This window comes from Pseudomonas fragi (assembly GCF_900105835.1).
GTDB lineage: Bacteria > Pseudomonadota > Gammaproteobacteria > Pseudomonadales > Pseudomonadaceae > Aquipseudomonas > Aquipseudomonas fragi.
This window is the reverse complement of sequence record NZ_LT629783.1, coordinates 671,521-693,545: the sequence shown is the minus strand read 5'-3', so window position 1 is coordinate 693,545 and position 22,025 is coordinate 671,521. Positions and strand designations below refer to the sequence as shown.

Annotated in this window: 16 protein-coding genes; 9 read left to right on the top strand and 7 right to left on the bottom strand. The window is 59.0% G+C overall.

What is annotated here, in order from left to right; translation table 11 throughout:
• Positions 1–62: 62 nt before the first annotated feature.
• From pssA to BLU25_RS03050, 3 genes are all read right to left on the bottom strand, one after another.
• Positions 63–1,406 carry a CDP-diacylglycerol--serine O-phosphatidyltransferase gene (gene pssA / locus BLU25_RS03060; RefSeq protein WP_016780909.1) on the bottom strand — a complete coding sequence of 448 codons (1,344 nt, stop codon included), beginning with the start codon at positions 1,404–1,406 and terminating at the stop codon, positions 63–65.
• Between the two features lie 687 nt (positions 1,407–2,093).
• Positions 2,094–3,230 (bottom strand): glycerate kinase, encoded by a 1,137-nt coding sequence (locus tag BLU25_RS03055; protein WP_016780908.1) that lies wholly within the window; start codon positions 3,228–3,230, stop codon positions 2,094–2,096.
• 110 nt (positions 3,231–3,340) lie between these two features.
• The gene (locus tag BLU25_RS03050; protein WP_016780907.1) at positions 3,341–4,438 is read right to left on the bottom strand and encodes a sugar diacid recognition domain-containing protein; all 1,098 of its coding nucleotides are present in this window, start codon (positions 4,436–4,438) and stop codon (positions 3,341–3,343) included.
• A 158-nt stretch (positions 4,439–4,596) separates the two neighbouring features.
• On the opposite strand from BLU25_RS03050, the gene BLU25_RS03045 reads away from it, so the two are divergent.
• The 3 genes from BLU25_RS03045 (at position 4,597) to rarD (BLU25_RS03035) (ending at position 8,202) form a co-directional block, all read left to right on the top strand.
• Positions 4,597–5,910, top strand: coding sequence for an MFS transporter (locus BLU25_RS03045; RefSeq protein ID WP_016780906.1), 1,314 nt, complete (start codon positions 4,597–4,599; stop codon positions 5,908–5,910).
• Between the two features lie 203 nt (positions 5,911–6,113).
• The gene (gene rarD / locus BLU25_RS03040) at positions 6,114–6,998 is read left to right on the top strand and encodes an EamA family transporter RarD (protein ID WP_016780905.1); all 885 of its coding nucleotides are present in this window, start codon (positions 6,114–6,116) and stop codon (positions 6,996–6,998) included.
• Positions 6,999–7,320: 322 nt separating this feature from the next.
• Positions 7,321–8,202, top strand: a complete 882-nt coding sequence (gene rarD / locus BLU25_RS03035; protein ID WP_029611407.1) for an EamA family transporter RarD — start codon at positions 7,321–7,323, stop codon at positions 8,200–8,202.
• 16 nt (positions 8,203–8,218) lie between these two features.
• Here the strand turns inward: rarD (BLU25_RS03035) and BLU25_RS03030 are convergent, their stop codons facing one another.
• Positions 8,219–9,514, bottom strand: a complete 1,296-nt coding sequence (locus BLU25_RS03030; RefSeq protein ID WP_016780902.1) for an ATP-binding protein — start codon at positions 9,512–9,514, stop codon at positions 8,219–8,221.
• A 4-nt stretch (positions 9,515–9,518) separates the two neighbouring features.
• Positions 9,519–10,220, bottom strand: coding sequence for a response regulator (locus BLU25_RS03025; RefSeq protein ID WP_016780901.1), 702 nt, complete (start codon positions 10,218–10,220; stop codon positions 9,519–9,521).
• Positions 10,221–10,390: 170 nt separating this feature from the next.
• Here BLU25_RS03025 and BLU25_RS03020 point away from each other — a divergent pair, with 170 nt between their 5' ends.
• From BLU25_RS03020 to BLU25_RS03010, 3 genes are read left to right on the top strand one after another with little or no spacing between them, the layout of a single operon-like run.
• The gene (locus BLU25_RS03020) at positions 10,391–11,545 is read left to right on the top strand and encodes an efflux RND transporter periplasmic adaptor subunit (protein WP_016780900.1); all 1,155 of its coding nucleotides are present in this window, start codon (positions 10,391–10,393) and stop codon (positions 11,543–11,545) included.
• Between the two features lie 2 nt (positions 11,546–11,547).
• Positions 11,548–14,649 (top strand): efflux RND transporter permease subunit, encoded by a 3,102-nt coding sequence (locus tag BLU25_RS03015; RefSeq protein WP_083369516.1) that lies wholly within the window; start codon positions 11,548–11,550, stop codon positions 14,647–14,649.
• A gap of 52 nt (positions 14,650–14,701) precedes the next feature.
• Positions 14,702–15,337: a DUF1345 domain-containing protein gene (locus tag BLU25_RS03010; protein ID WP_016780898.1), complete on the top strand. Its 636-nt coding sequence runs from the start codon at positions 14,702–14,704 to the stop codon at positions 15,335–15,337.
• Between the two features lie 186 nt (positions 15,338–15,523).
• Here the strand turns inward: BLU25_RS03010 and hppD are convergent, their stop codons facing one another.
• Positions 15,524–16,600 (bottom strand): 4-hydroxyphenylpyruvate dioxygenase, encoded by a 1,077-nt coding sequence (gene hppD, locus BLU25_RS03005; RefSeq protein ID WP_016780897.1) that lies wholly within the window; start codon positions 16,598–16,600, stop codon positions 15,524–15,526.
• A gap of 335 nt (positions 16,601–16,935) precedes the next feature.
• Here hppD and BLU25_RS03000 point away from each other — a divergent pair, with 335 nt between their 5' ends.
• The 3 genes from BLU25_RS03000 (at position 16,936) to gloA (ending at position 20,332) form a co-directional block, all read left to right on the top strand.
• The gene (locus BLU25_RS03000; RefSeq protein ID WP_016780896.1) at positions 16,936–18,483 is read left to right on the top strand and encodes an EAL domain-containing protein; all 1,548 of its coding nucleotides are present in this window, start codon (positions 16,936–16,938) and stop codon (positions 18,481–18,483) included.
• Positions 18,484–18,720: 237 nt separating this feature from the next.
• A complete protein-coding gene (locus BLU25_RS02995; protein WP_029611406.1) occupies positions 18,721–19,080 on the top strand; it encodes a histone-like nucleoid-structuring protein, MvaT/MvaU family in 360 nt (119 codons plus the stop codon).
• A 730-nt stretch (positions 19,081–19,810) separates the two neighbouring features.
• Entirely contained in the window at positions 19,811–20,332 is a 522-nt protein-coding gene (gene gloA, locus BLU25_RS02990; protein WP_016780893.1) for a lactoylglutathione lyase, read from the top strand.
• 56 nt (positions 20,333–20,388) lie between these two features.
• Here gloA and ahpF read toward each other — a convergent pair whose 3' ends face one another.
• Positions 20,389–21,951: an alkyl hydroperoxide reductase subunit F gene (gene ahpF / locus BLU25_RS02985; protein ID WP_016780892.1), complete on the bottom strand. Its 1,563-nt coding sequence runs from the start codon at positions 21,949–21,951 to the stop codon at positions 20,389–20,391.
• Positions 21,952–22,025 lie beyond the last annotated feature (74 nt).

The following is a 22,025-nucleotide window of genomic DNA, read 5'->3' as shown; positions in this document are numbered from 1 at the left end:
GACGCGGTTTACCTTACAGACCGCGCCGTTTGAATCGCGAGCAAGCCCGCTCCCACAGATATTTAGAGAATCCGGTAAAGCAGGCGTTCGATTCGCACCCGGCTTACGCGACGCAGGAACTTGGCCACCGCTGGCGGGTAATCGACCAGGGTTTCCAGGTTCTTGAAGCTGTCGATACGCTGCGTGTGGGCGAAGATCGCCTCCAGCTCCTTGCGGCGCGGTTCCAGCAATTCACGGCGCGGGTCGTCGATCAGCAGGCCGTTTTCCAGATCCAGACGGAATGCGCGTGGATTGAGGTTATTGCCGGTCAGCAAGGTGTAGCGGTCATCCACCCACATGCCTTTGAGGTGGTAGGTGTTGTCACCTTCGCGCCACAGATGCAGGTTAAGCAGGCCATTGTCGATCATCCGCTGATGGCTCTTGGCAAACCGGCGCAAGCTCATTTCATACAGGTACGGCAACGCCGCGATAACCCGGAACGGCTCGCTCGGCGGGATATAGAAGTCGTTGGCGGTCTTGTCACCGACCACGATATCAATGCGCACCCCACGCTCCAGGGCGCGATTGATTTCCCGGGTAACCGGCAAGGGCAAGTTGAAATACGGCGTGCAGATGGTCAGCTGTTGCTGGCTGCTGGCAATCAGTTCGCAAATCACCCGGCTCAGTTGATTATTCTTGCCTACCCCCAGTAGCGGGCTGACCGACAGGCCAAAGTGGCCGACCGTTCCGGCGCTGGTGTCGTAGCTGGCTTTTTTCAGGTGGCTGCGAAAATCCCCGATGGCGCTGCGCAGGCTGCGGGTGGTCGGCAATGTGGGCAGGTCGAGACGATGCACGGCCTTGCTGGCGATCAGGTCGTGCTCGACAAAACGCTGCATGGTGTCGGCCAGCTGCTTGTTGTGCAGCAGGTGGTAACGGTCGAAGCGATACTTGTCGAGCTTGTGCAGGTACACGTTGTTCAGGCTGGCGCCGCTGTAGATCACACAGTCGTCGACAATGAAGCCCTTGAGGTGCAACACCCCGAACAGTTCCCGGGTTTGTACCGGCACACCATAAATGGGTACCTGGGTCGGGTGTGCTGCGGTCTGTGCCTGGTACCAGGCCGCGTTGCCGGGCTGTTTACCGGCACCGATCAGCCCGCGCTGGGCGCGCAGCCAGTCAACCACCACTGCAATCTCCAGCTCGGGGCGTGCAGCCTTGGCCGCGTGCAGGGCATCGAGGATTTCCTGCCCGGCTTCGTCCTGTTGCAGGTACAAGGCCACCAGCGTGATGCGATGGCGTGCACCTGCAATGTGCTCCAGCAGGCAGCGACGAAAGTCCGCAGGGCTGGGCAGGATGCTTAGCGCATCGGCGGACAACGGAAAGCTGCGCAGTTTAGGCAGCAAGGAGCGTTTGAAGAGCGACGGCATAGGGCTCGCTAAGGGTCGAATGCGAAGAGCCGCAAAGCTTACACGATTCTGTGATAAGTGACCTCAATGTGGGAGCTGGCTTGCTTGCGATGCAGGCTACGTGGTCTGTCTGGCAAACCGCAGCGATGCCTTCGCGAGCAAGCCCGCTCCCACAGGGGAATCAGATCAGCATCAGACCTTGAGTACGCCGCTGAAACTGTGGGAGCTGGCTTGCCTGCGATGCGCGCGACGCGGTCTGTCTGGTAAACCGCAGCGATGCCTTCGCGAGCAAGCCCGCTCCCACAGGGGAATCAGGTCAGCATCAGACCTTGAGTACGCCGCTGAAACTGTGGGAGCTGGCTTGCCTGCGATGCGCGCGACGCGGTCTGTCTGGTAAACCGCAGCGATGCCTTCGCGAGCAAGCCCGCTCCCACAGGGGAATCAGGTCAGCATCAGACCTTGAGTACGCCGCTGAAACTGTGGGAGCTGGCTTGCCTGCGATGCGCGCGACGCGGTCTGTCTGGCAAACCGCAGCGATGCCTTCGCGAGCAAGCCCGCTCCCACAGGGGAATCAGGTCAGCATCAGACCTTGAGTACGCCGCTGAAACTGTGGGAGCTGGCTTGCCTGCGATGCGCGCGACGCGGTCTGTCTGGTAAACCGCAGCGATGCCTTCGCGAGCAAGCCCGCTCCCACAGGGGGAGGTTTATTTAACCCCGGGCCAGGATCAGCAACCGGGCAATGTCCCGCGCCCGGTCGGTGAGCAATGGCGCCGCCCGGGTGCAGGCATCCTGCAGGGTCATCGGGCCGCTGGCAATTGCAAACGCAGCGTTGATCCCGTGCTCGTACAACGCCTGATAACCCTCGCCCAACGTGCCGGCCAATACCACCACCGGGACACCTTCAGCGCGGGCGATGCTCGCCACGCCAAAGGGGGTTTTGCCGCGCAGGGTCTGGGCATCAAAACGGCCCTCCCCGGTGATCACCAGGTCAGCGCCCTTCACCGCTTCTGCCAACCCCACAAGCTCGGCCACTACTTCAACCCCAGCGCGGAACTGCGCGCCAAAAAACGCCTTGGCAGCAAAACCCAAACCTCCGGCAGCGCCCGAGCCCGGCTCGTGGCGCACATCCTTGGGCAGCACATTTGCGCAGTGATCGGCAAAGTGCCCAAGCGCCTGATCCAGCAAGCGCACCTGTTCGGCCGATGCGCCCTTTTGCGGGCCGAAAATCGCCGAGGCACCGTGTTCGCCGCACAGCGGGTTGTTCACGTCGGCGGCAATTTCAAAGCGTACTTCGGCCAGGCGCGGGTCCAGGCCCGCCAGTTCGATACGCGCCACATGGGCCAGTGCCAGGCCGCCGCGCGGCAGGCTGTTGCCCTGGGCGTCGAACAACCCCAGGCCCAGGGCCTGTAGCGCGCCGGCCCCGGCGTCATTGGTGGCACTGCCGCCGATGGCCAGGATCACCCGGCGAGCGCCGGCATCCAGCGCGGCCTTGATCAGTTCGCCGGTGCCAAAGGTGCTGGTGATGCAGGCATTGCGCTGCTCCGGTTTGAGCAGCTGCAGGCCACTGGCTTCAGCCATTTCGATAATGGCCGTGTGGCTGTCCGGCAACCAGCCCCAATGGGCCTCTACCGGTGCGCCCAGCGGGCCTTGCACATGATTGCGGCGCAACTGGCCATTACCGGCAGCGACAATCGCTTCCACCGTGCCTTCACCACCATCGGCCATCGGGCATTTAACCAACTGCGCGTGGGGCATGACATCAGCCAGGCCTGCGGCGATCGCGTCGGCGACTTTTTCGGCGCTCAGGCTGTCTTTGAACGAGTCGGGGGCAATCACGATTTTCATGGGGCGAATCTCCAGTTCTTATGCCTTCCATGCTGCCAGCAACGGGGCGAAAACACGCCAGTCGGGCGCACAAGCAATCACGGGCTTTGTTGTTCATTTGGACAAGACGCTCAACCCTGGGGCAGCAACTGCACCCCCAGATACAAGGCCAGCATGCCATTGAGGCTCAACGGATCAACCCCGCTCAGTTCCGCGATACGCTCCATGCGATAACGCAGGCTGTTGCGATGGATCCCCAGCGCATCGGCGCAGGCCTGGCTCTGGCCGTCGTGCTCACACCAGCTGCGCAGCGTGGCGATCAGTTGCCCGTTAGCATCCTTGGCCACCACTTTGTGCAGCGGCCCGAGCAGCTCTTCGAGGGCGTCGTCATTACGATGGCGCCACAGCATCACCGGCAAGCGATAACGATTGAGGGTCAGCAAGCGGGTCTGCGGCAGCACATCACGGCCATAGGCCAACAAGTCACCCACGCGGCGGTAACAGCGGCGCAAGCCCTTTAGGGCATCAGCCTGCCCGCCTGCAGCAATGCGCAACACCTTCCAGCCGTGTCCGTCGAGCCTCTCCAGCAAACGCAGATCATCCAGTGCAGCCGTTGCAGGCCGACACCACAGCAGGGATCCGGTTGCAGGGCACACACACCAGCTGTCGGGGTAGCGCGATTGCAGCCAGGCACTCAGGGCCTCGGCACTCTGCCCCTGGCCCAATTCAAACAGATAGGGAATGCGCGACAACTGCGGCTTGAGCCCCAATTGCTGCGCTTCATCGATCAGCCGCGGGGAGTCACCGCCCTCGCTAAGCAGCAACGCCACCAGATCATCACAACGCTGGCGTCGCCATTGTTGCTCGGCCTGCTGGAAGCGCTGGCCCACCAGCATTTCAGCAGTCATGCGCACCAGTTCGGCATAGGTGCGCAGCAGCTCGGGCTCGCCGGTCAGGCCCAGCACCCCGATCAGGCGCTGGTCGAGCAGCAACGGTAAATTGATACCCGGCTGCACACCCTTGAGGCACTTGGCGGTTTGCGCGTCGATTTCCACCACCCGTCCATTGGCCAGCACCAATTGCGCCCCTTCGTGCCGGGTATTGATACGCTCAGGTTCACCACTGCCCAGGATCAAGCCCTGGCTGTCCATAACGTTTACGTTGTAAGGCAAGATGGCCATGGCGCGGTCAACGATGTCCTGCGCCAAATCGTGGTCCAGTTCAAACATGGGGTGACTATCCTTGGATACATTTGTTCACGGGCACAGTCGACGGAGCAAAATGCTGTGCGACAGCACAAAGACAGCGGCGTTGTGGTGACCGAGACTCAAGCTGCGGTCAACGTTACCCCTGGATCGTGAAAAAACATAATAAAGAGAGACATAAGATGTCACAGAGCGCCACCGCATCGCTGATCAGCGATGACGATAAAAACGCCATCTACAAGCGCATCACCCTGCGTTTGATCCCGTTTATTTTTATCTGCTATCTGTTCAATTACCTTGACCGGGTAAACGTCGGCTTTGCCAAACTGCAGATGCTCGACGCACTCAAGTTCAGCGAAACCGTCTACGGCCTCGGTGCCGGGATCTTCTTTATCGGCTATGTGCTGTGCGGCGTGCCGAGCAACCTGGCCCTGACCCGGTTCGGTCCGCGGCGCTGGATCGCGCTGATGATGATCGCCTGGGGCACGCTGTCGACCTGCCTGATGTTTGTCACCACCCCCACCGGCTTCTACCTGCTGCGCCTGCTGACCGGCGCCGCCGAGGCGGGGTTTTTCCCGGGTGTGGTGCTGTATCTGTCGCAGTGGTTCCCGACCTTTCGCCGTGGCCGGATCATGGCCCTGTTCATGTGCGCCATTCCGGTTTCAGGCCTGATTGGCGGGCCGTTCTCCGGCTGGATCCTCAGCCATTTCGCTGCCGGCCAGGGCGGTCTGGCCGGCTGGCAGTGGATGTTCCTGCTGCAAGGCGTGCCTACCGTACTGCTGGGCGTGCTGGCGATCTACCTGCTCAGTGACAGTTTTGCCAATGCCAAATGGCTGGGCGCCCACGAGCGGGCGGTACTGGAAGCTGACCACCGGCTGGATGCGGCGAGCAAACCGGCCTCTTCCACCGATTCCCTGCTGGCGGTATTCAAGAACCCGGCCATCTGGGCCTTTGGCCTGATTTACTTCTGCATCCAGAGTGGCGTGTATGCGATCAACTTCTGGCTGCCGTCGATCATCAAGAACCTGGGCTTTAGCGACACCCTGGTGATTGGCTGGATCAGCGCCATTCCCTACCTGCTGGCAGCGGTATTCATGCTGCTGGTCGGGCGCTCGGCCGACTTGCACAAGGAACGCCGCTGGCACCTGGTGGTGCCGATGCTGATGGGCGCGCTGGGGCTGGTGATTGCGGTGAACTTCGCCACCCAACCGGCCATTGCGATTCTCGGCCTGACCATTGCGACTATGGGCGCACTGACCGGTTTGCCGATGTTCTGGCCCGTGCCCACAGCGATGCTCAGCGCTGGCGCGGCAGCCGGCGGGCTAGCACTGATCAACTCAATGGGGCAGATGGCCGGCTTTCTTAGCCCGTACCTGGTGGGTTTTGTCAAAGACGCTACAGGCTCCACTGATGTGGCCCTGTACCTGCTGGCGGCGGTGATCGTGGGTGGCAGCCTGCTGGCACTGCGCATGACCCGCGGGATCAAGAACGCTTAATCAAGCACAACCTGTGGGAGCCGGGCTTGCCCGCGATGGCAACACCGTGGTCTGACAGACAGACCGCGGCGTCTGCATCGCAGGCAAGCCAGCTCCCACAGATGCTCTGGCGCCCACAATCAATCAAGGATTTGCCCTACAGCCCGCCGAGCCTCAAGCTACGCACTTCTAATAATCAAAATGCGTGTTTCAACGAGGCTGTTGTGTCCAAAGGTATTGTTCTGTCTGTTCTGGCATCGAGCCTGTTCGGTGTCATGTATTACTTCACATCCCTGCTCTGGCCCTTGAGCGGCGCCGAGATCTTCGGCTGGCGGATGCTCCTGACCCTGCCCTGCATGACCCTGTTCATGTGCTTTTCCGGCGATTGGCGATTGATTCCGGCGATTTTCTCGCGGCTGCGCCAGCAACCCCGGTTCGCTGCAGTGCTGGTGGCATCCAGTGCACTGGTGGGTGTGCAGCTCTGGCTGTTCCTCTGGGCGCCACTCAATGGCCACAGCCTTGACGTATCCCTGGGGTATTTCCTGTTGCCGCTGACCATGCTGCTCACCGGGCGCCTGGTGTATGGCGAGCAACTGTCCCACTTGCAAAAAATCGCTGCGGCACTGGCCACGCTCGGGGTCGCCAACGAGGTGTACCGGGTTGGCGGGTTCTCCTGGACGACGTTGGTGGTGGCCATCGGCTATCCCTTGTACTTTGTGCTGCGCAAACGCGCAGGCACCGACAACCTCGGCGGCCTGTGGGTCGACATGTTGCTGCTGATGCCGGTGGCCTGGTGGTTTGTGCAAAGCGGTGAGCAAGGCTTTGACGTGGCCAGCCATCGCCCGGCGCTGTATGCGCTGATCCCGATGCTGGGAGGCATCAGTGCCCTGGCACTGATCAGCTACATCCTCGCCAGCCGAATGTTGGCTTTCAGCCTGTTCGGCTTGCTCAGTTACGTTGAGCCGGTGCTGCTGGTACTGGTGGCGCTGCTGCTGGGTGAAAGCATCAGCGCGGGGCAATGGCTGACCTACCTGCCCATCTGGCTGGCGGTGCTGGTACTGATTTATGAGGGGTTCAAGCACCTGGTGCGTCAGCGCCGATCGGTGTAGCGACCCGGTTTCCATGTGGGAGCGGGCTTGCCCGCGATTCAGGCAATGGGGTCTGCCCGATGCACCCCGTCGCTCCGATCGCGAGCAAGCCCGCTCCCACAATCAGCCGCAAAACACACCGTTAATCAGTTTTTTTGAAAAACACGAACGCACGTTTTAAACGACTTTGGCCCAGTAATTGCTTGCGTTTTTTAAACTTAAACATCACCAACAAGAATCACTCCCAAGTAACTGGTTTAAAAGGCGTTTGCCAATGGCCTCCAACAGCCTCAAGCTATGTGCCCACTCACATGAGTAACGTTGTAGATCCATTGAGGTTGTTGTGTCTAAAGGCATTGTTCTATCGATTTTGGCTTCTTGCTTGTTTGGCGTCCTGTACTGGTTCACTTCCCTTCTCTGGCCCCTCGATGGCCAGGAAATCTTCGGCTGGCGAATACTGATCTCGCTGCCTTTCATGACCCTGTTTATCTGCCTCTCTGGCGATTGGAAATGGGTTCCTATCATTTTCAAGCGCTTACGCGATAAACCTCTACTGATTCCTTGCGTACTGCTCACCAGTTTCCTGGTGGGTCTGCAGCTTTGGATGTTTATGTGGGGGCCGCTCAACGGGCACGGCCTGGATGTATCGCTGGGTTACTTCCTGTTACCCCTGACGATGATCCTCACCGGGCGCATTGTGTACGGCGAGCACCTGTCGCACCTGCAAAAAATCGCCACGGCCCTGGCCGTGGTCGGCGTGGCCAATGAGCTGTATCGCACCGGCGGGTTTTCCTGGACGACCCTGGTGGTCGCCATCGGTTACCCGATGTACTTCGTGCTGCGCAAAAAGATCGGCATCGACAACCTGGGTGGCCTCTGGCTGGACATGTTGCTGATGGTTCCGGCGTCCCTGTGGTTTGTGCTGGCTGGGCCGCATATCGACCTTGGCGAGCAACGCCAGGCGCTGTATGCGCTGGTCCCGCTGATGGGCATCATCAGTGCTGCCGCCGGCTTCTCGTATATCCTGGCCAGCCGCCTGCTGCCCTTCAGCCTGTTTGGCCTGCTCAGTTATGTCGAACCGGTACTGCTGGTCGCCGTCGCCCTGCTGCTGGGCGACAGCCTGCAGGACGGTCAATGGCTGACCTACGGGCCGATCTGGCTGGCGGTGGTGGTACTGATCATTGAAGGCTTGAAACACGTGAGCCGCCAGCGCCGCTCCATCTAGGCCGCAACATCCCGCTTCAAACCGGTAACCAGAGTTTGAAGCGGGCACCGCCCAGGGGCGATTGCTCGACGTTCAGCGTGCCGCCCTGTGCTTGCAAGGCACGGCGGCTGATTGCCAGGCCCAGGCCAAAGCCGCCGGTCGCCCGGTCGCGGCTGCGGTCCAGACGGTAAAACGGCTCGAAGATGCGCTCGCGCTCCTGCTCGGGAATACCGATACCATCGTCATCCACCCACAGTTCGCAGCCCTGCGCAGTGACGTTGACCCCCACCTGAATGCGCCGGTCGCAGTAACGCATGGCATTGCGCAGCAGGTTTTGCAGCGCCCGCGCGGTCAGCCGTGGATCAAGGGCAAAGCGCTCCTGAGTACCGTGCAACAGCACATCCAGGACGATTTCCGGGGCCTCCAGCTCCTCATCGAAACTGCCGAGGATGCTGTCGATAAACTCATCCAGCGACACGTCGACCCGTTCCGGCAGCAACGCCGGGTTCTGCAGGCGACTGAAAGACAACAGCTCAAGCACCAGCTCATCGAGTTCGCGGATATGCCCCACCAGCACTTGCAGGCGTTCACGACTGGCTTCGGGCAAGTCGTCACACAAGACCAGGGCCAGGCCGAAGTCCAGGCGCGTCAAAGGCGTGCGCAGCTCATGGGACACCGCATTGAGCAAGTCTCGCTGCTGGTTGAGCAGATGCTCGACATCCTGCGCCATAGCATCAAACACCGTGGCCAGACCATGAATATTGGAACGCTGGGAGATCTGCGTACGTTCGCTCAACTGCCCCTGGCCGATGCGTGCCGCCGTCAGCTTGAGCCGTTCCAGGTCGCGCCAGTGCGGCCGCAGCCACAACAGCAGGCCACCGAGCATGGCGGCACCGATCAGCACGTTGATGCTCCAGTACAGCACATTCATGTCAAACGGATCAGGCGGCATGACCCATTCGATTGCCACCTGATCGTCCAGCGGTGAAACCACCAGCGTCCGCCAGCCCCACTCGCCAATGCGCAACACGCCCTGCCCCTGCTTCAACTGTTGTTGCTCGCCGGCAGTGAACTTGGCATCGGTGATGGGCAGCAGGTTGACTCTTATCGGCTGGAACTGCGTGTCGATTTCCCGGGCCAGGTCGGGCCATTGTTCAGCGGGCAGATGGTGGAACTGTTTGACCAGCAGGGCCTGCATGCCCCGCGACATGTCGATGTTGTAGTTCATGAAACGCTCGTGAAACAGCGACACGATCACCCCGGGCACCAGGTAACTGGCCATGGCAAACGTGACGATGGTCACCAGATAGAGGCGTATCAGGATCTTGAACATGGCCTCAGCATTCCCACTCGGAGCGGCTGAACAGATAGCCCTTGCCCCATACGGTCTTGATCTTGCGCGCTTCACCGGCGCAGTCGTCGAACTTGCGCCGCAGTTTGGAAATAGCCACGTCGACCGAGCGGTCCGTGCCATTGAACTCGATACCGCGCAGACGCTGCAAAATCTGGTCGCGGCTCAGCACTTCACCGGCGTGGCGGGCCAGCACCACCAACAGATTGTACTCGCCGCTGGACAGCTCGACGGTCTGCCCGCGCCAGTTGACGGTGCGCTCCGACAGGTCGATGCACAGGTTGCCGATAATGATGCGGTCACTGGCCATCTGCGGCTCGGCCAGGCTGCTGCGACGCAAAAGAGTGCGCACACGGGCCAGCAGGACGCGGGGCTCGCAAGGTTTTGTCACATAATCATCAGCACCCATCTCTAGCCCCAGCACCTGATCATGGCTATCGTCGCGGGCCGTCAACATCAGGATCGGCAGGCTTGCCGACTCGGTACGGAGCAATCGGCAGACTTGCAGGCCATCGAGGCCCGGCAACATCAGGTCAAGAATGACCAGGTCCGGGGGGTTGCTTCTTGCTCTGTCACATACTTGATCGCCGCGGGCAATCACGCTGACTTGATAGCCATTACGTTCCAGATAGCTGGCAATCAGCTCCGAAAGTGCGGCATCGTCTTCGACCAGCAAAATAGTGGGCATAATAACTGCTTACAACCGGTGGAAACCCGAAGGATATACAACCTGGCAGGGATAGCCGCATAACCTTCACACTTTTTCACACACCCTCTACATAGCTTCACAACGCCCCTTGCGTGCTGCGCTTAGCATGCCAAACAGAAACATCCCGCATATTTCAGAAGGCACGATCGTTGAAAAAGCTCTTCGCCCCTCTATTTCTAACGGCCCTGGCCCTGGCCATCAGCGCCTGTGACAAAAGCCCGGTCGCTGAAACCCGGCCGCCTCTGGCCAAGGTGCGCACCGAAGTCATCGCCACGGCGCCCCTGTCGGTCAATAACGAATTGAGCGGGCGCGTGGTCGCCCCGCGTGTGGCGCAAGTCAGCGCCAGGGTTGCAGGCGTGGTGCTCAAGCGCGTGTACACCGAAGGCAGTGAAGTCAAACAGGGCGATGTCCTGTTCCTGATCGACCCTGCCCCGTTTCAGGCCGATCTGGACAGCGCCAGTGCAGCACTGCGCAAATCCGAGGCAGTGGCCCTGCAGGCAAAACTGCAGGATCAGCGCTATGCCGAGCTGATCGGCATCAATGCCATCAGCCGCCAGGACCATGACAACGCGCGCGCAGCAGCGCAGCAAGCCAACGCCGATGTGGCCGCCAACAAGGCCGCCGTGCAGCGCGCAAAACTGAACCTGGGTTATGCCACCGTGACCGCGCCGATTTCCGGGCGCATTGGCCGCGCGCTGGTCACCGAAGGCGCCCTGGTCGGCCAGGGCGAAGTCACGCCGATGGCGCGCATCCAGCAACTGAACCCGATCCATGTCGACCTCACCCAATCCACCCGCGACCTGGACAACCTGCGCGAATCCTTCCGCGCCGGCGAACTGCAGCAAGTCGGCAAGCAGCAGGCCAGGGCCTCCCTGATTCGCGACAACGGCAGTGCTTACCCGTTGCCGGGCAAATTGCTGTTCACTGATGTGACGGTTGACCCGAGCACCGGGCAGATCATCCTGCGCAGCGAATTCCCCAACCCCGACTATGACTTGCTGCCCGGTAGCTTTGTGCGGGTACGGCTGGAGCAGGCCGTCAACAAGGAAGGCATCAGCGTGCCGCAACGGGCCATCCTGCGCGACAGCGCCGGTATCGCCCAAGTGCTGTTGATCGATGCCGACAACCGCGTGCAGTTGCAACCGGTACAACTGGGCGGCGCGCAAAATGATCGCTGGGCGGTCACGTCGGGGCTCAAGGCCGGTGACCGGATTATCACTGAAGGTCTGCAACACGCCCGCCCGGGCGAACAAGTCCAAATCGATGACCCGACACTCCCTCTCGCACACTCCACGGATCGGTGAGCATGCCGCAGTTCTTTATCGACCGCCCGGTCTTCGCCTGGGTCGTTGCGTTGTTCATTCTGCTGGCGGGGGCCCTGGCCATCCCGCAGCTGCCTGTCGCCAAATATCCCGACGTGGCCCCGCCGCAAGTCGAGGTGTACGCGATTTACCCGGGGGCCTCGGCGCAAACCCTGGACGAAAGCGTGGTCAGCCTGATTGAGCAGGAGCTCAACGGCACCGACGGCCTGCTTTATTTCGAATCCCAGAGCAGCTTGGGCAGTGCCAGCATTACCGCCACGTTCAAGCCCGGCACTGATCCGGAAATGGCCCAGGTAGATGTGCAGAACCGCCTCAAGGCGGTCGAGTCACGCCTGCCCCAGGCGGTTATCCAGCAAGGCTTGCAGGTGGAGAAAATCTCCTCGGGCTTCCTGATGCTGGTGACCCTTACCGCCGACAGCACCAGCACCCTGGATGAAGTCGCGCTTAGCGACTATCTGGCGCGCAACGTGATGAACGAGGTCAAGCGCATCGACGGCGTGGGCAAGGCCCAGCTGTATGGCGCCGAACGGGCCATGCGCATCTGGATCGACCCGCAAAAGCTTATTGGCTTCAACCTGACGCCAGCGGATGTCAACCAGGCCATTGCCAGCCAGAACGCCCAGGTTTCGGCAGGCAGCATCGGCGACTTGCCGGGCCGTTCCACCCAGGAAATCACCGCCACGGTACTGGTCAAGGGCCAGCTCTCAACCCCGCAAGAGTTTGCCGATATCGTCCTGCGCGCCAACCCCGACGGCTCAACGGTACGCGTCAGCGATGTGGCCCGGGTTGAGATCGGTAGCCAGGAATACCAGTACGGCACCCGCCTGAACGGCAAGTCTGCCAGCGCCTTCAGCGTCAAGCTGGCCCCGGAGGCCAATGCGCTGAACACCGGCAACCTGATTCGAGCCAAAATGGACGAACTCAGCCGCTACTTCCCAGCAGGCGTGTCGTACACCATCCCCTATGACACCACCCCCTTCGTCAAAGTCTCGATCACCAAGGTGATCTACACCCTGGTCGAGGCCATGGTGCTGGTGTTCCTGGTGATGTACCTGTTCCTGCAGAACATTCGCTACACCCTGATCCCGACGCTGGTGGTGCCGGTGGCACTGATGGGCACCTTTGCCACCATGCTGGTACTGGGGTTCTCGATCAACGTACTGACCATGTTCGGCATGGTGCTGGCCATCGGGATTCTGGTGGACGATGCCATTGTGGTGGTGGAGAACGTCGAGCGGATCATGGTCAGCGAGGGGCTGTCACCCCGCGACGCCACACGCAAGGCGATGACCCAGATCAGCGGCGCAATCGTCGGCATCACCCTGGTGCTGGTGGCCGTGTTTATCCCCATGGCCTTTATGCCAGGTTCGGTGGGGGTGATTTACCAGCAGTTCTCGCTGTCGATGGCGACCTCGATTCTGTTCTCGGCATTTCTGGCCCTGTCATTGACCCCGGCGCTGTGCGCAACCCTGCTCAAGCCGATCGCCAAGGGCGAACATCACACCAAGGGCGGCTTTTTTGGCTGGTTCAACCGCAAGTTCGAGCACCTGAGCGCAGGGTATGAAAACTGGGTGGTGCATCTGATCAAGCGCAGCGGCCGCTATCTGCTGCTGTATGGCGCTTTGCTGGTGGTACTGGTGGTGTGCTTTGCACGCCTGCCCTCCTCCTTTTTGCCGGTCGAGGACCAGGGCTACATCATCACCGACATCCAGCTGCCACCGGGTGCCAGCCAGAACCGCACGATCAACGTGGTCGAGCAGATCGAGGCCCACAACGCCAGCGAGCCCGGCGTGGGCAACACCACCATGATTCTGGGGTTCAGTTTCTCGGGCAGCGGGCAAAACGCGGCACTGGCCTTCACCACCCTGAAGGATTGGTCGCAGCGCGGAGCCAGCGATTCGGCAGCGGCGATCGCCGACCGGGCCAACGCGGCCTTCAGTGAACTCAAGGACGCGATTGCCTTTGCCATCTTGCCGCCCCCGGTCAGTGGCCTGGGTACGTCCAGTGGTTTTGAGTTCCGCCTGCAAGACCGCGGCGGGGTTGGCTACGACGCATTGATGCAAGCCCGCAGCGAGCTGCTGGCACTGGCGGAAAAAAGCCCGGTACTGGCCAATGTCCGCGAAGAAGCGCTGGCAGAGAGCCCGCAGGTGCAACTTGAAGTCGATCGCAAGCGCGCCAATGCCTTGGGGGTTTCCTTTGCCGACATTGGTGCCGTGCTGTCGACGGCCGTGGGTTCGGCCTACATCAATGACTTCCCGAACCAGGGGCGCATGCAGCGGGTCGTGGTCCAGGCTGAAGGAGACCAGCGCAGCCAGGTCGAAGATTTGCTGAAAATAAATGTGCGCAACGACCAGGGCAAGATGGTCCCCCTGTCGGCCTTTGTCGAAGCCCGCTGGATCCAGGGGCCATCGCAGTTGACGCGCTATAACGGCTACCCGGCTATCAGCATTTCCGGTGAATCGGCGGCCGGTCACAGTACTGGCGAAGCAATGGTAGAAGTGCAGCGTCTGGTCGACCAGTTGCCTGCAGGCATGGGCCTGGAATGGACCGGTCTGTCGTTGCAGGAGCAGGTGTCCGGCGCGCAGGCTCCGGTTCTGTTGGCCTTGTCGCTGCTGATCGTATTCCTGTGCCTGGCCGCACTCTATGAAAGCTGGTCGATACCGACTGCGGTCCTGCTGGTTGTGCCGTTGGGCGTACTCGGTGCCGTGCTGGCGGTAACGCTGCGCGGGATGCCTAACGACGTGTTCTTCAAAGTAGGCCTGATCACGATCATTGGCTTGTCAGCGAAGAACGCCATCCTGATCATCGAGTTTGCCAAAACCTTGTACGACGAAGGCCATGACCTGGTGGATGCGACCGTGCAGGCCGCGCGCTTGCGTTTGCGTCCGATTGTCATGACATCGCTGGCGTTTATCCTCGGCGTGGTGCCATTGGCCATTGCCACGGGGGCCAGCTCGGCCAGCCAGCAGGCCATCGGTACCGGTGTGATCGGCGGCATGATCGTCGCCACCCTGGCGGTGGTGTTTGTGCCGGTGTTCTTCGTGGTCGTCATGAAACTGACAAGAAGCAAGCCTCGCCAGCGTTAAGCCAGCGCGGTGCGTGCTAAGGTGCTGCATTACTTGGTAACAGGGATTGTTTATGTCGCACCTTGCTCGCACCCATCCTCGCCTCACCATCGCCACCCTGCTCGGGGTGGCGGTCGGCATTTTTGCCCCCGCCTCCACACTGACCACCAAGTTCCTGCTGGGCTGGAATGCCGGGGTCTGGCTGTACCTGACAATGACGCTCTGGCTGGTGATCCGCGCCAAAGCCTGTGACGTGAAAAGCACGGCTGAAGTGGAAGATGAAAACGCCAGTATGGTGTTAATCACCGTGTGCATTGCTTCGATTGCCAGCCTGGCGGCAGTGACACTGGAACTGTCAGGCAACAAGCTCAGCGATGGCGATCGCCTGATGCATTACGGTTTTACCGGGCTGACAGTGGTGGGATCGTGGCTGATGATCGGGGTTATTTTCAGCCTGCACTACGCGAGGTTGTTCTATAACAACGAAGGGACCGAGCCGGCGCTGCGCTTCCCTGAGGGAGAGCTGAACCCGGACTACTGGGATTTCATGTACTTCTCTTTCACCCTCAGCGTTGCGGTGCAGACAGCCGATGTGAGTATCGCCACCCGCGAAATGCGCAAGGCAGTGCTTGGGCATTCACTACTGGGGTTTTTGTTCAACACGGCCGTGCTGGGGTTTTCGATCAATATTGCGGCGGGATTGTTTTAGGGGGCAACAAAAAGCCCCTCACCCTAACCCTCTCCCGGAGGGAGAGGGGACTGACCGAGTTGATGCAGGATTCAACTCGGCACTATCAGACTGCCACAACCTTGAAATATCCCTCGATCAAGCTCCCTCTCCCTTTGGGAGAGGGCTGGGGTGAGGGGGTTGTGATTCAAGTCGGCTTTTAGTCAGCTAGTCAGTGCTCAACACACCACGACGCACCTGGTCGCGTTCGATGGATTCAAACAGCGCCTTGAAGTTGCCTTCACCAAAGCCGTCATCGCCCTTGCGTTGAATAAACTCGAAGAACACAGGTCCCATCAGGGTTTCCGAGAAGATCTGCAACAGCAGACGCTTGTCTTGCGAGTCAGATGAACCGTCCAGCAAAATCCCCCGCGATTGCAGCGCTTCCACCGGCTCGCCGTGGTTTGGCAGGCGGCCTTCGAGCATTTCGTAGTAGGTTTCGGGCGGCGCAGTCATAAAGCGCATACCGATTTTCTTCAGGGCGTCCCAGGTCTTGATCAGGTCATCGCTGAGGAATGCCACGTGCTGAATGCCTTCGCCATTGAACTGCATAAGGAATTCTTCGATCTGCCCTGCGCCCTTGGACGACTCTTCGTTCAACGGAATGCGGATCATGCCGTCCGGAGCGGTCATAGCCTTGGAGGTCAGGCCGGTGTATTCGCCCTTGATATCGAAATAACGAATTTCACGGAAGTTGAACAGCTTCTCGTAGAAGTTGGCCCAATACGCCATACGGCCGCGGTACACGTTATGGGTCAGGTGATCGATGATCTTCAGCCCCGCCCCCACCGGGTGGCGGTCTACGCCTTCGATAAAGACAAAATCAATGTCGTAGATCGAGCTGCCTTCACCGTAACGGTCAATCAGGTACAGCGGCGCGCCGCCAATGCCTTTGATGGCTGGCAGGTTCAGTTCCATTGGTCCGGTAGGGATATGCACCGGTTGTGCGCCCAGTTCCAGCGCGCGGTTGTAGGCTTGTTGCGCGTTGCGCACGCGAAAAGCCATGCCGCAGACCGAAGGGCCGTGCTCGGCTGCAAAGTAGGACGCAACACTGTGGGGCTCGTTATTGAGGATCAGGTTGATATCGCCCTGACGGTACAGATGGACATCTTTGGAGCGGTGGGTCGCCACCTTGGTGAAGCCCATGATTTCAAACACAGGCTCAAGGGTATTGGGAACAGGGGACGCGAATTCGATAAATTCAAAGCCCATCAGGCCCATCGGGTTTTCGTATAGATCTGCCATTTTCGGCGCCTCATCATGGTCATTTTTAGAATTAACAGGGGGTTATTCACTAACAATGCCGAGGCTGGCAGGAGGCGCACAGGAGATCCCGCGTACACTGCGCGCGAGGAAATCTCCGTAGATCAATTGCAACCCGAATCGCTTCATTTCGATCCATCTCTTACGCGGTTGGGCTTCTGGTGGCAGAAGTCGTTATTCTTGTATGCGTAAGCCGATTCTACATGGCGTAATCCGGTTTGTCCTACCCCATGTGAAATACCCGCAGGCAACGCTGGACATTTACTATTGTTCTGTAGCTTGCACCCAAGTCTTCCTAATGTGTACCAGGACTCTGAATGCCACTCACCTTGAAACTGAGCCGTAAATGGACCGACCGCTATGCTTTGATTGTGCTCAGTGGCCTGTTGCCGGTAGTGCTGGGGGTCCTGATCATTATCTGGCAGGCCCACCGCTCGCTTGAACTTGAAGCCACCCGCACCGCCACTGAAGCCGTGCGCCAATTCGACCTGATGCTCGACAATGCCAAACTGGCCGCGGATATCGTCTTGCCGCTGGCAGGCCAGGAGTGCCCTCAGGTTGAACTGGCCCTGCGCGAACAAGTTGTACGGCGCCCGTTTGTACGCTCGGTGATTCTGGTCTGGCACAACCAGGTTTACTGCACCTCCTTGTTTGGCAGTTTTAAAGCGGCGGTCAACCCTGACCTGTATAAGGATGGCGTGCTGTCACTGATGGACGGCACGGACGTAACCCCCGAAGACCCCGTTCTGGTTTACCGGCAAAACAACGGCGAGCGTGGCGTACTGATCGTGTTGTATGGCTCGCATCTGGTTAATCTACTGGCCCTGATCAATCCTAAAACCGAATTGATCATTGAAGTCGGTAACCACTGGATTGACCGCTATGGCCAGGTGCGCAACACGCCCACGCCTCAACCGCCTTCGGCACTAACTGCCGTGTCATCGCCAGCGTTTCCTTACCGGGTTGTCGCCGGATTTGATAAAGATGAAGTATGGCGCCGCATTATTGTTGAATACCCGGGGTTACTGGGTTTGTTGATCTTCCTGGGGCTGATCTCTGCTGCCACGGTTAACCGGCTTAAAAAACGCTCCTCTTCCCCGACCCATGAAATGCAACGGGCACTGGACGCTGCCGAGTTTATTCCTTACTTCCAGCCCGTTGTTCGCGGCGATACCAAACAATGGGCCGGCGCAGAAGTTTTGATGCGCTGGCAACACCCAAAAGAAGGCCTGGTGCGGCCGGACTTGTTTATCCCGTTTGCCGAACACTCAGGGTTGATTGTGCCCATGACGCGTTCGCTCATGGCCCAAACCGCACAGTGGCTGGCCCCCCATGCCAGCGAACTGGAACCGGGTTTTCACCTGGCATTCAATATTGCCGCCCACCATTGCCAAAACCTTGAGCTGGTTGAGGACTGCCAGCGTTTTCTTGCCGCGTTCCCCCCCGGGCATATCAATCTGGTGCTGGAACTCACCGAGCGTGAATTGATCGTGCCCAGCAGCACCACCCACCACTTGTTCAGCCAACTGCACGCGCTGGGGGTGATGATTGCAATTGATGACTTTGGCACCGGGCATTCAAGCTTGAGTTACTTGCGCGAGTTTAATGTCGACTACTTGAAGATCGATCAGAGTTTCGTCGCCATGATTGGCGCCGATGCATTGTCCCGGCATATTCTGGACAGCATCATCGAGCTGAGTGCCAAGCTGGATTTGGGGATTGTCGCCGAAGGGGTAGAAACACAAGAACAAAGTCAGTACCTGGCTGATCAGGGCGTTGATTTTTTACAAGGTTATCTGTTTGCCCGGCCCATGCCGCCCGCCGAGTTTATTCTGGCTTTGCAGGCACGCTTAACCCCCTCTTAATATAAGGCAGGCGTTGTCCATAAAACTTTTTCCAATAGACCGCCTGCAGCACTTGGCAGCGCAGCAATTAACATCTACAATTTTTTTGTGTCAACATGAACTTTTAAATGTTTGCATCAGCGGGCGCGGCAGCAAGTGAATGGCACTTGCACGTTAGCCCTGTAAATCTTGTGCATTCCAAACATCATTAATTCGCTTCGGTGACATGCCACCGAACCTGTGAATGGAGTAATGACTTTGTCTAGACTTGCTGAGTTTCGCGCTGCTGAAAAAGCGCTACAAGAACAGCTGGCTCAATTGGAAGCCTTGAAAAATGATGCGGGACTGAAAAAAGAAATCGAGTTTGAAGAAAAACTTCAAGCCTTGATGAAAACCTACGGCAAAAACCTGCGGGACATCATCGCCATTCTTGACCCCAACCCTGCTGCGGCAAAAGGGGTTGCTGCCCCCAAACAACGCAAGGCACGAGTGTTGAAGGTCTACCAGAATCCGCACACCGGTGAACTAATTGAAACCAAGGGCGGCAATCACCGCGGCCTGAAAGCCTGGAAAGAAGAGTACGGTGCTGCCACAGTGGACAGCTGGCTGCGCGCTTAAAGCCTGTACACAATCAAGGCCCCGACAAAGCGGCAATGTTGTCACTTAAGCGATTTGTGCATCTGTAGGAGCGGGCTTGCTCGCGATGGTCGTGAACGAAGACGCGTATTTACTGAGTAAATGCGGTGCTCTGAAAACCATCGCGAGCAAGCCCGCTCCCACACTTGAACTGCGTGGCTCTTAAGTGAACAGCATTGCGCCAGTACGGGGCTTTTTTTATCGTCAACGCCATTAAAGTTGTTTAATTACAAAGACTCAACTTCATTCAGCTTCGCTCAAGCCCCTACTTATCATCTGGTTGTTTGAGTGCAACACTCGAAGATACCCACCCGTTAAACCCATGCACTATTTCATTCGTTGAACATGTCCGCGTAATTAACTCCCCCATCAGTGCGCCCATAATCAATGCCCTACGTCTAAAGCAGTAATACCTTGTAGGAATTGTCCTGTTGTGCGATCCGTGCGACCAAAAGGCTGAAAACGCGCCGACACTTCACAAATTTTTCACATCGAGGGTCACAGGATAGAGGCTGCTAAAGGATTAGCGCCCCATGCCCGCTTCGGCGGGCTTCTTTTTGCCCAGGATTTGCCCCACACCCTGCTCTGCCCCTTGCCGCAGACCGCCTGCACCGCTGAAAACGGGTTTGGCGCCAGACGTCACATTCCGTATCATTCGCCCATCACGCTCACCGTAGCGACCGATCACCTATGCATCATTTTCGGAGGGTTCATGAGCCTGCAAGACCTGAACAACATCCCCGGTGTCACTGCTGCCCCGGATAGCGCAACGCAAAATTTCGTATTCAACCACACCATGCTGCGCGTCAAGAACATCGAGAAGTCCCTGGATTTCTATACCCGCGTCCTGGGTTTCTCCCTGGTTGAGAAGCGTGACTTCCCCGAAGCCGAATTCAGCCTGTACTTTCTGGCGCTGGTCGACAAGGCACAGATCCCGGCAGATGACGCAGCCCGCACACTGTGGATGAAGTCGATTCCCGGCATTCTGGAGCTGACCCACAACCACGGCTCGGAAACCGACGACAGCGTGGTTTACCACAACGGCAACACCGACCCGCGCGGCTTTGGCCATATCTGCATTTCGGTGCCGGATATTCGCGCCGCCTGCGAGCGTTTTGAAACCCTGGGCGTGGACTTCCAGAAGCGTCTGAACGACGGCCGCATGAAGTCCCTGGCATTCGTCAAGGACCCGGACGGCTACTGGGTCGAGATCATCCAGCCGCAACCGATGTAAAAACCGGACGCAAAAAAAACCCATGATTGCTCATGGGTTTTTTTATGTCTGCGCGCTTAGTCCGGCGCAGATGTGCGGATCAGATGATCAAAGGCACTCAGCGAGGCCTTGGCACCTTCACCTACGGCTATCACGATCTGCTTGTAGGGCACGGTAGTCACGTCACCGGCTGCAAAAATGCCTGGGATGGACGTTTCACCGCGGGCATCGACCACGATTTCGCCGCGAGGCGAAAGCTCGACCGACCCTTTGAGCCAGTCGGTGTTTGGCAGCAAGCCAATCTGCACAAAGATGCCTTCCAGCTCGACCGTGTGGGTTTCACCCGACTGACGATCCTTGTAACGCAAACCGTTGACCTTCTGACCGTCACCGGTGACCTCGGTGGTTTGTGCGTTGGTGATGACCTTCACGTTCGGCAAACTGTGCAGCTTGCGTTGCAACACGGCATCGGCGCGCAGCTTGGTGTCGAACTCCAGCAACGTCACATGGGCCACAATACCGGCCAGGTCGATGGCTGCTTCAACGCCAGAGTTGCCGCCGCCGATGACTGCAACGCGTTTGCCCTTGAACAGCGGGCCGTCGCAGTGCGGGCAGTACGCCACGCCGCGGCTGCGATATTCCTGCTCGCCCGGCACGTTCATTTCACGCCAGCGCGCACCGGTTGCCAGGATCACGGTCTTGGCCTTGAGCGAAGCGCCGCTGGCAAACTTCACCTCGTGCAACTCCCCTGCCTTGCCGGCAATCAGCTTGTCGGCACGCTGCAGGTTCATGATATCGACGTCGTATTGCTTGACGTGCTCTTCCAGTGCCGTGGCCAGCTTCGGCCCTTCGGTTTCCTGCACCGAGATAAAGTTCTCGATGGCCATGGTGTCCAGCACCTGGCCGCCGAAGCGTTCGGCTGCCACGCCGGTGCGGATGCCTTTGCGCGCAGCATAAATGGCCGCTGCTGCACCTGCCGGGCCACCGCCGATCACCAGCACGTCAAAGGCTTCCTTGGCGCTGATTTTCTCGGCCTGACGCTCAATGGCGCTGGTGTCGAGCTTGCCCAGAATCTCTTCCAGGCCCATGCGACCCTGGCCAAAGTTGACACCGTTAAGGTAGACGCTAGGTACCGCCATCACTTGACGCTCGGTGACTTCGTCCTGGAACAGGGCGCCGTCAATCGCCACATGACGAATATTCGGGTTCAGCACGGCCATCAGGTTCAGCGCCTGCACAACGTCAGGGCAGTTCTGGCAGGACAGCGAGAAATAGGTCTCGAAGTTGAACTCGCCTTTAAGGGAGCGAATCTGTTCAATCACTTCGGGACTGGCTTTCGATGGGTGGCCGCCGACTTGCAGCAAGGCCAGCACCAGCGAAGTAAATTCGTGGCCCATGGGGATACCTGCAAAACGCAGGCTGATATCGCCGCCCGGGCGGTTCAGCGAGAACGAAGGCTTGCGCGAATCGTTACCGTTGTCCAGCAAGGTGATCATGCTGGAAAGGCTGGCGATTTCTTTTAACAGGTCATGCATTTCACGGGATTTCGCACCGTCGTCGAGTGAGGCAACAATCTCGATCGGCTGCGTGACCCGCTCCAGGTATGACTTCAACTGAGCTTTTAGATTGGCGTCCAACATACGGGCGATCTCCTTAATACTGAATTCTGTGTAAAAAAAACGCCCGAGCGAATGTCGCCCGGGCGTTTTGAGGG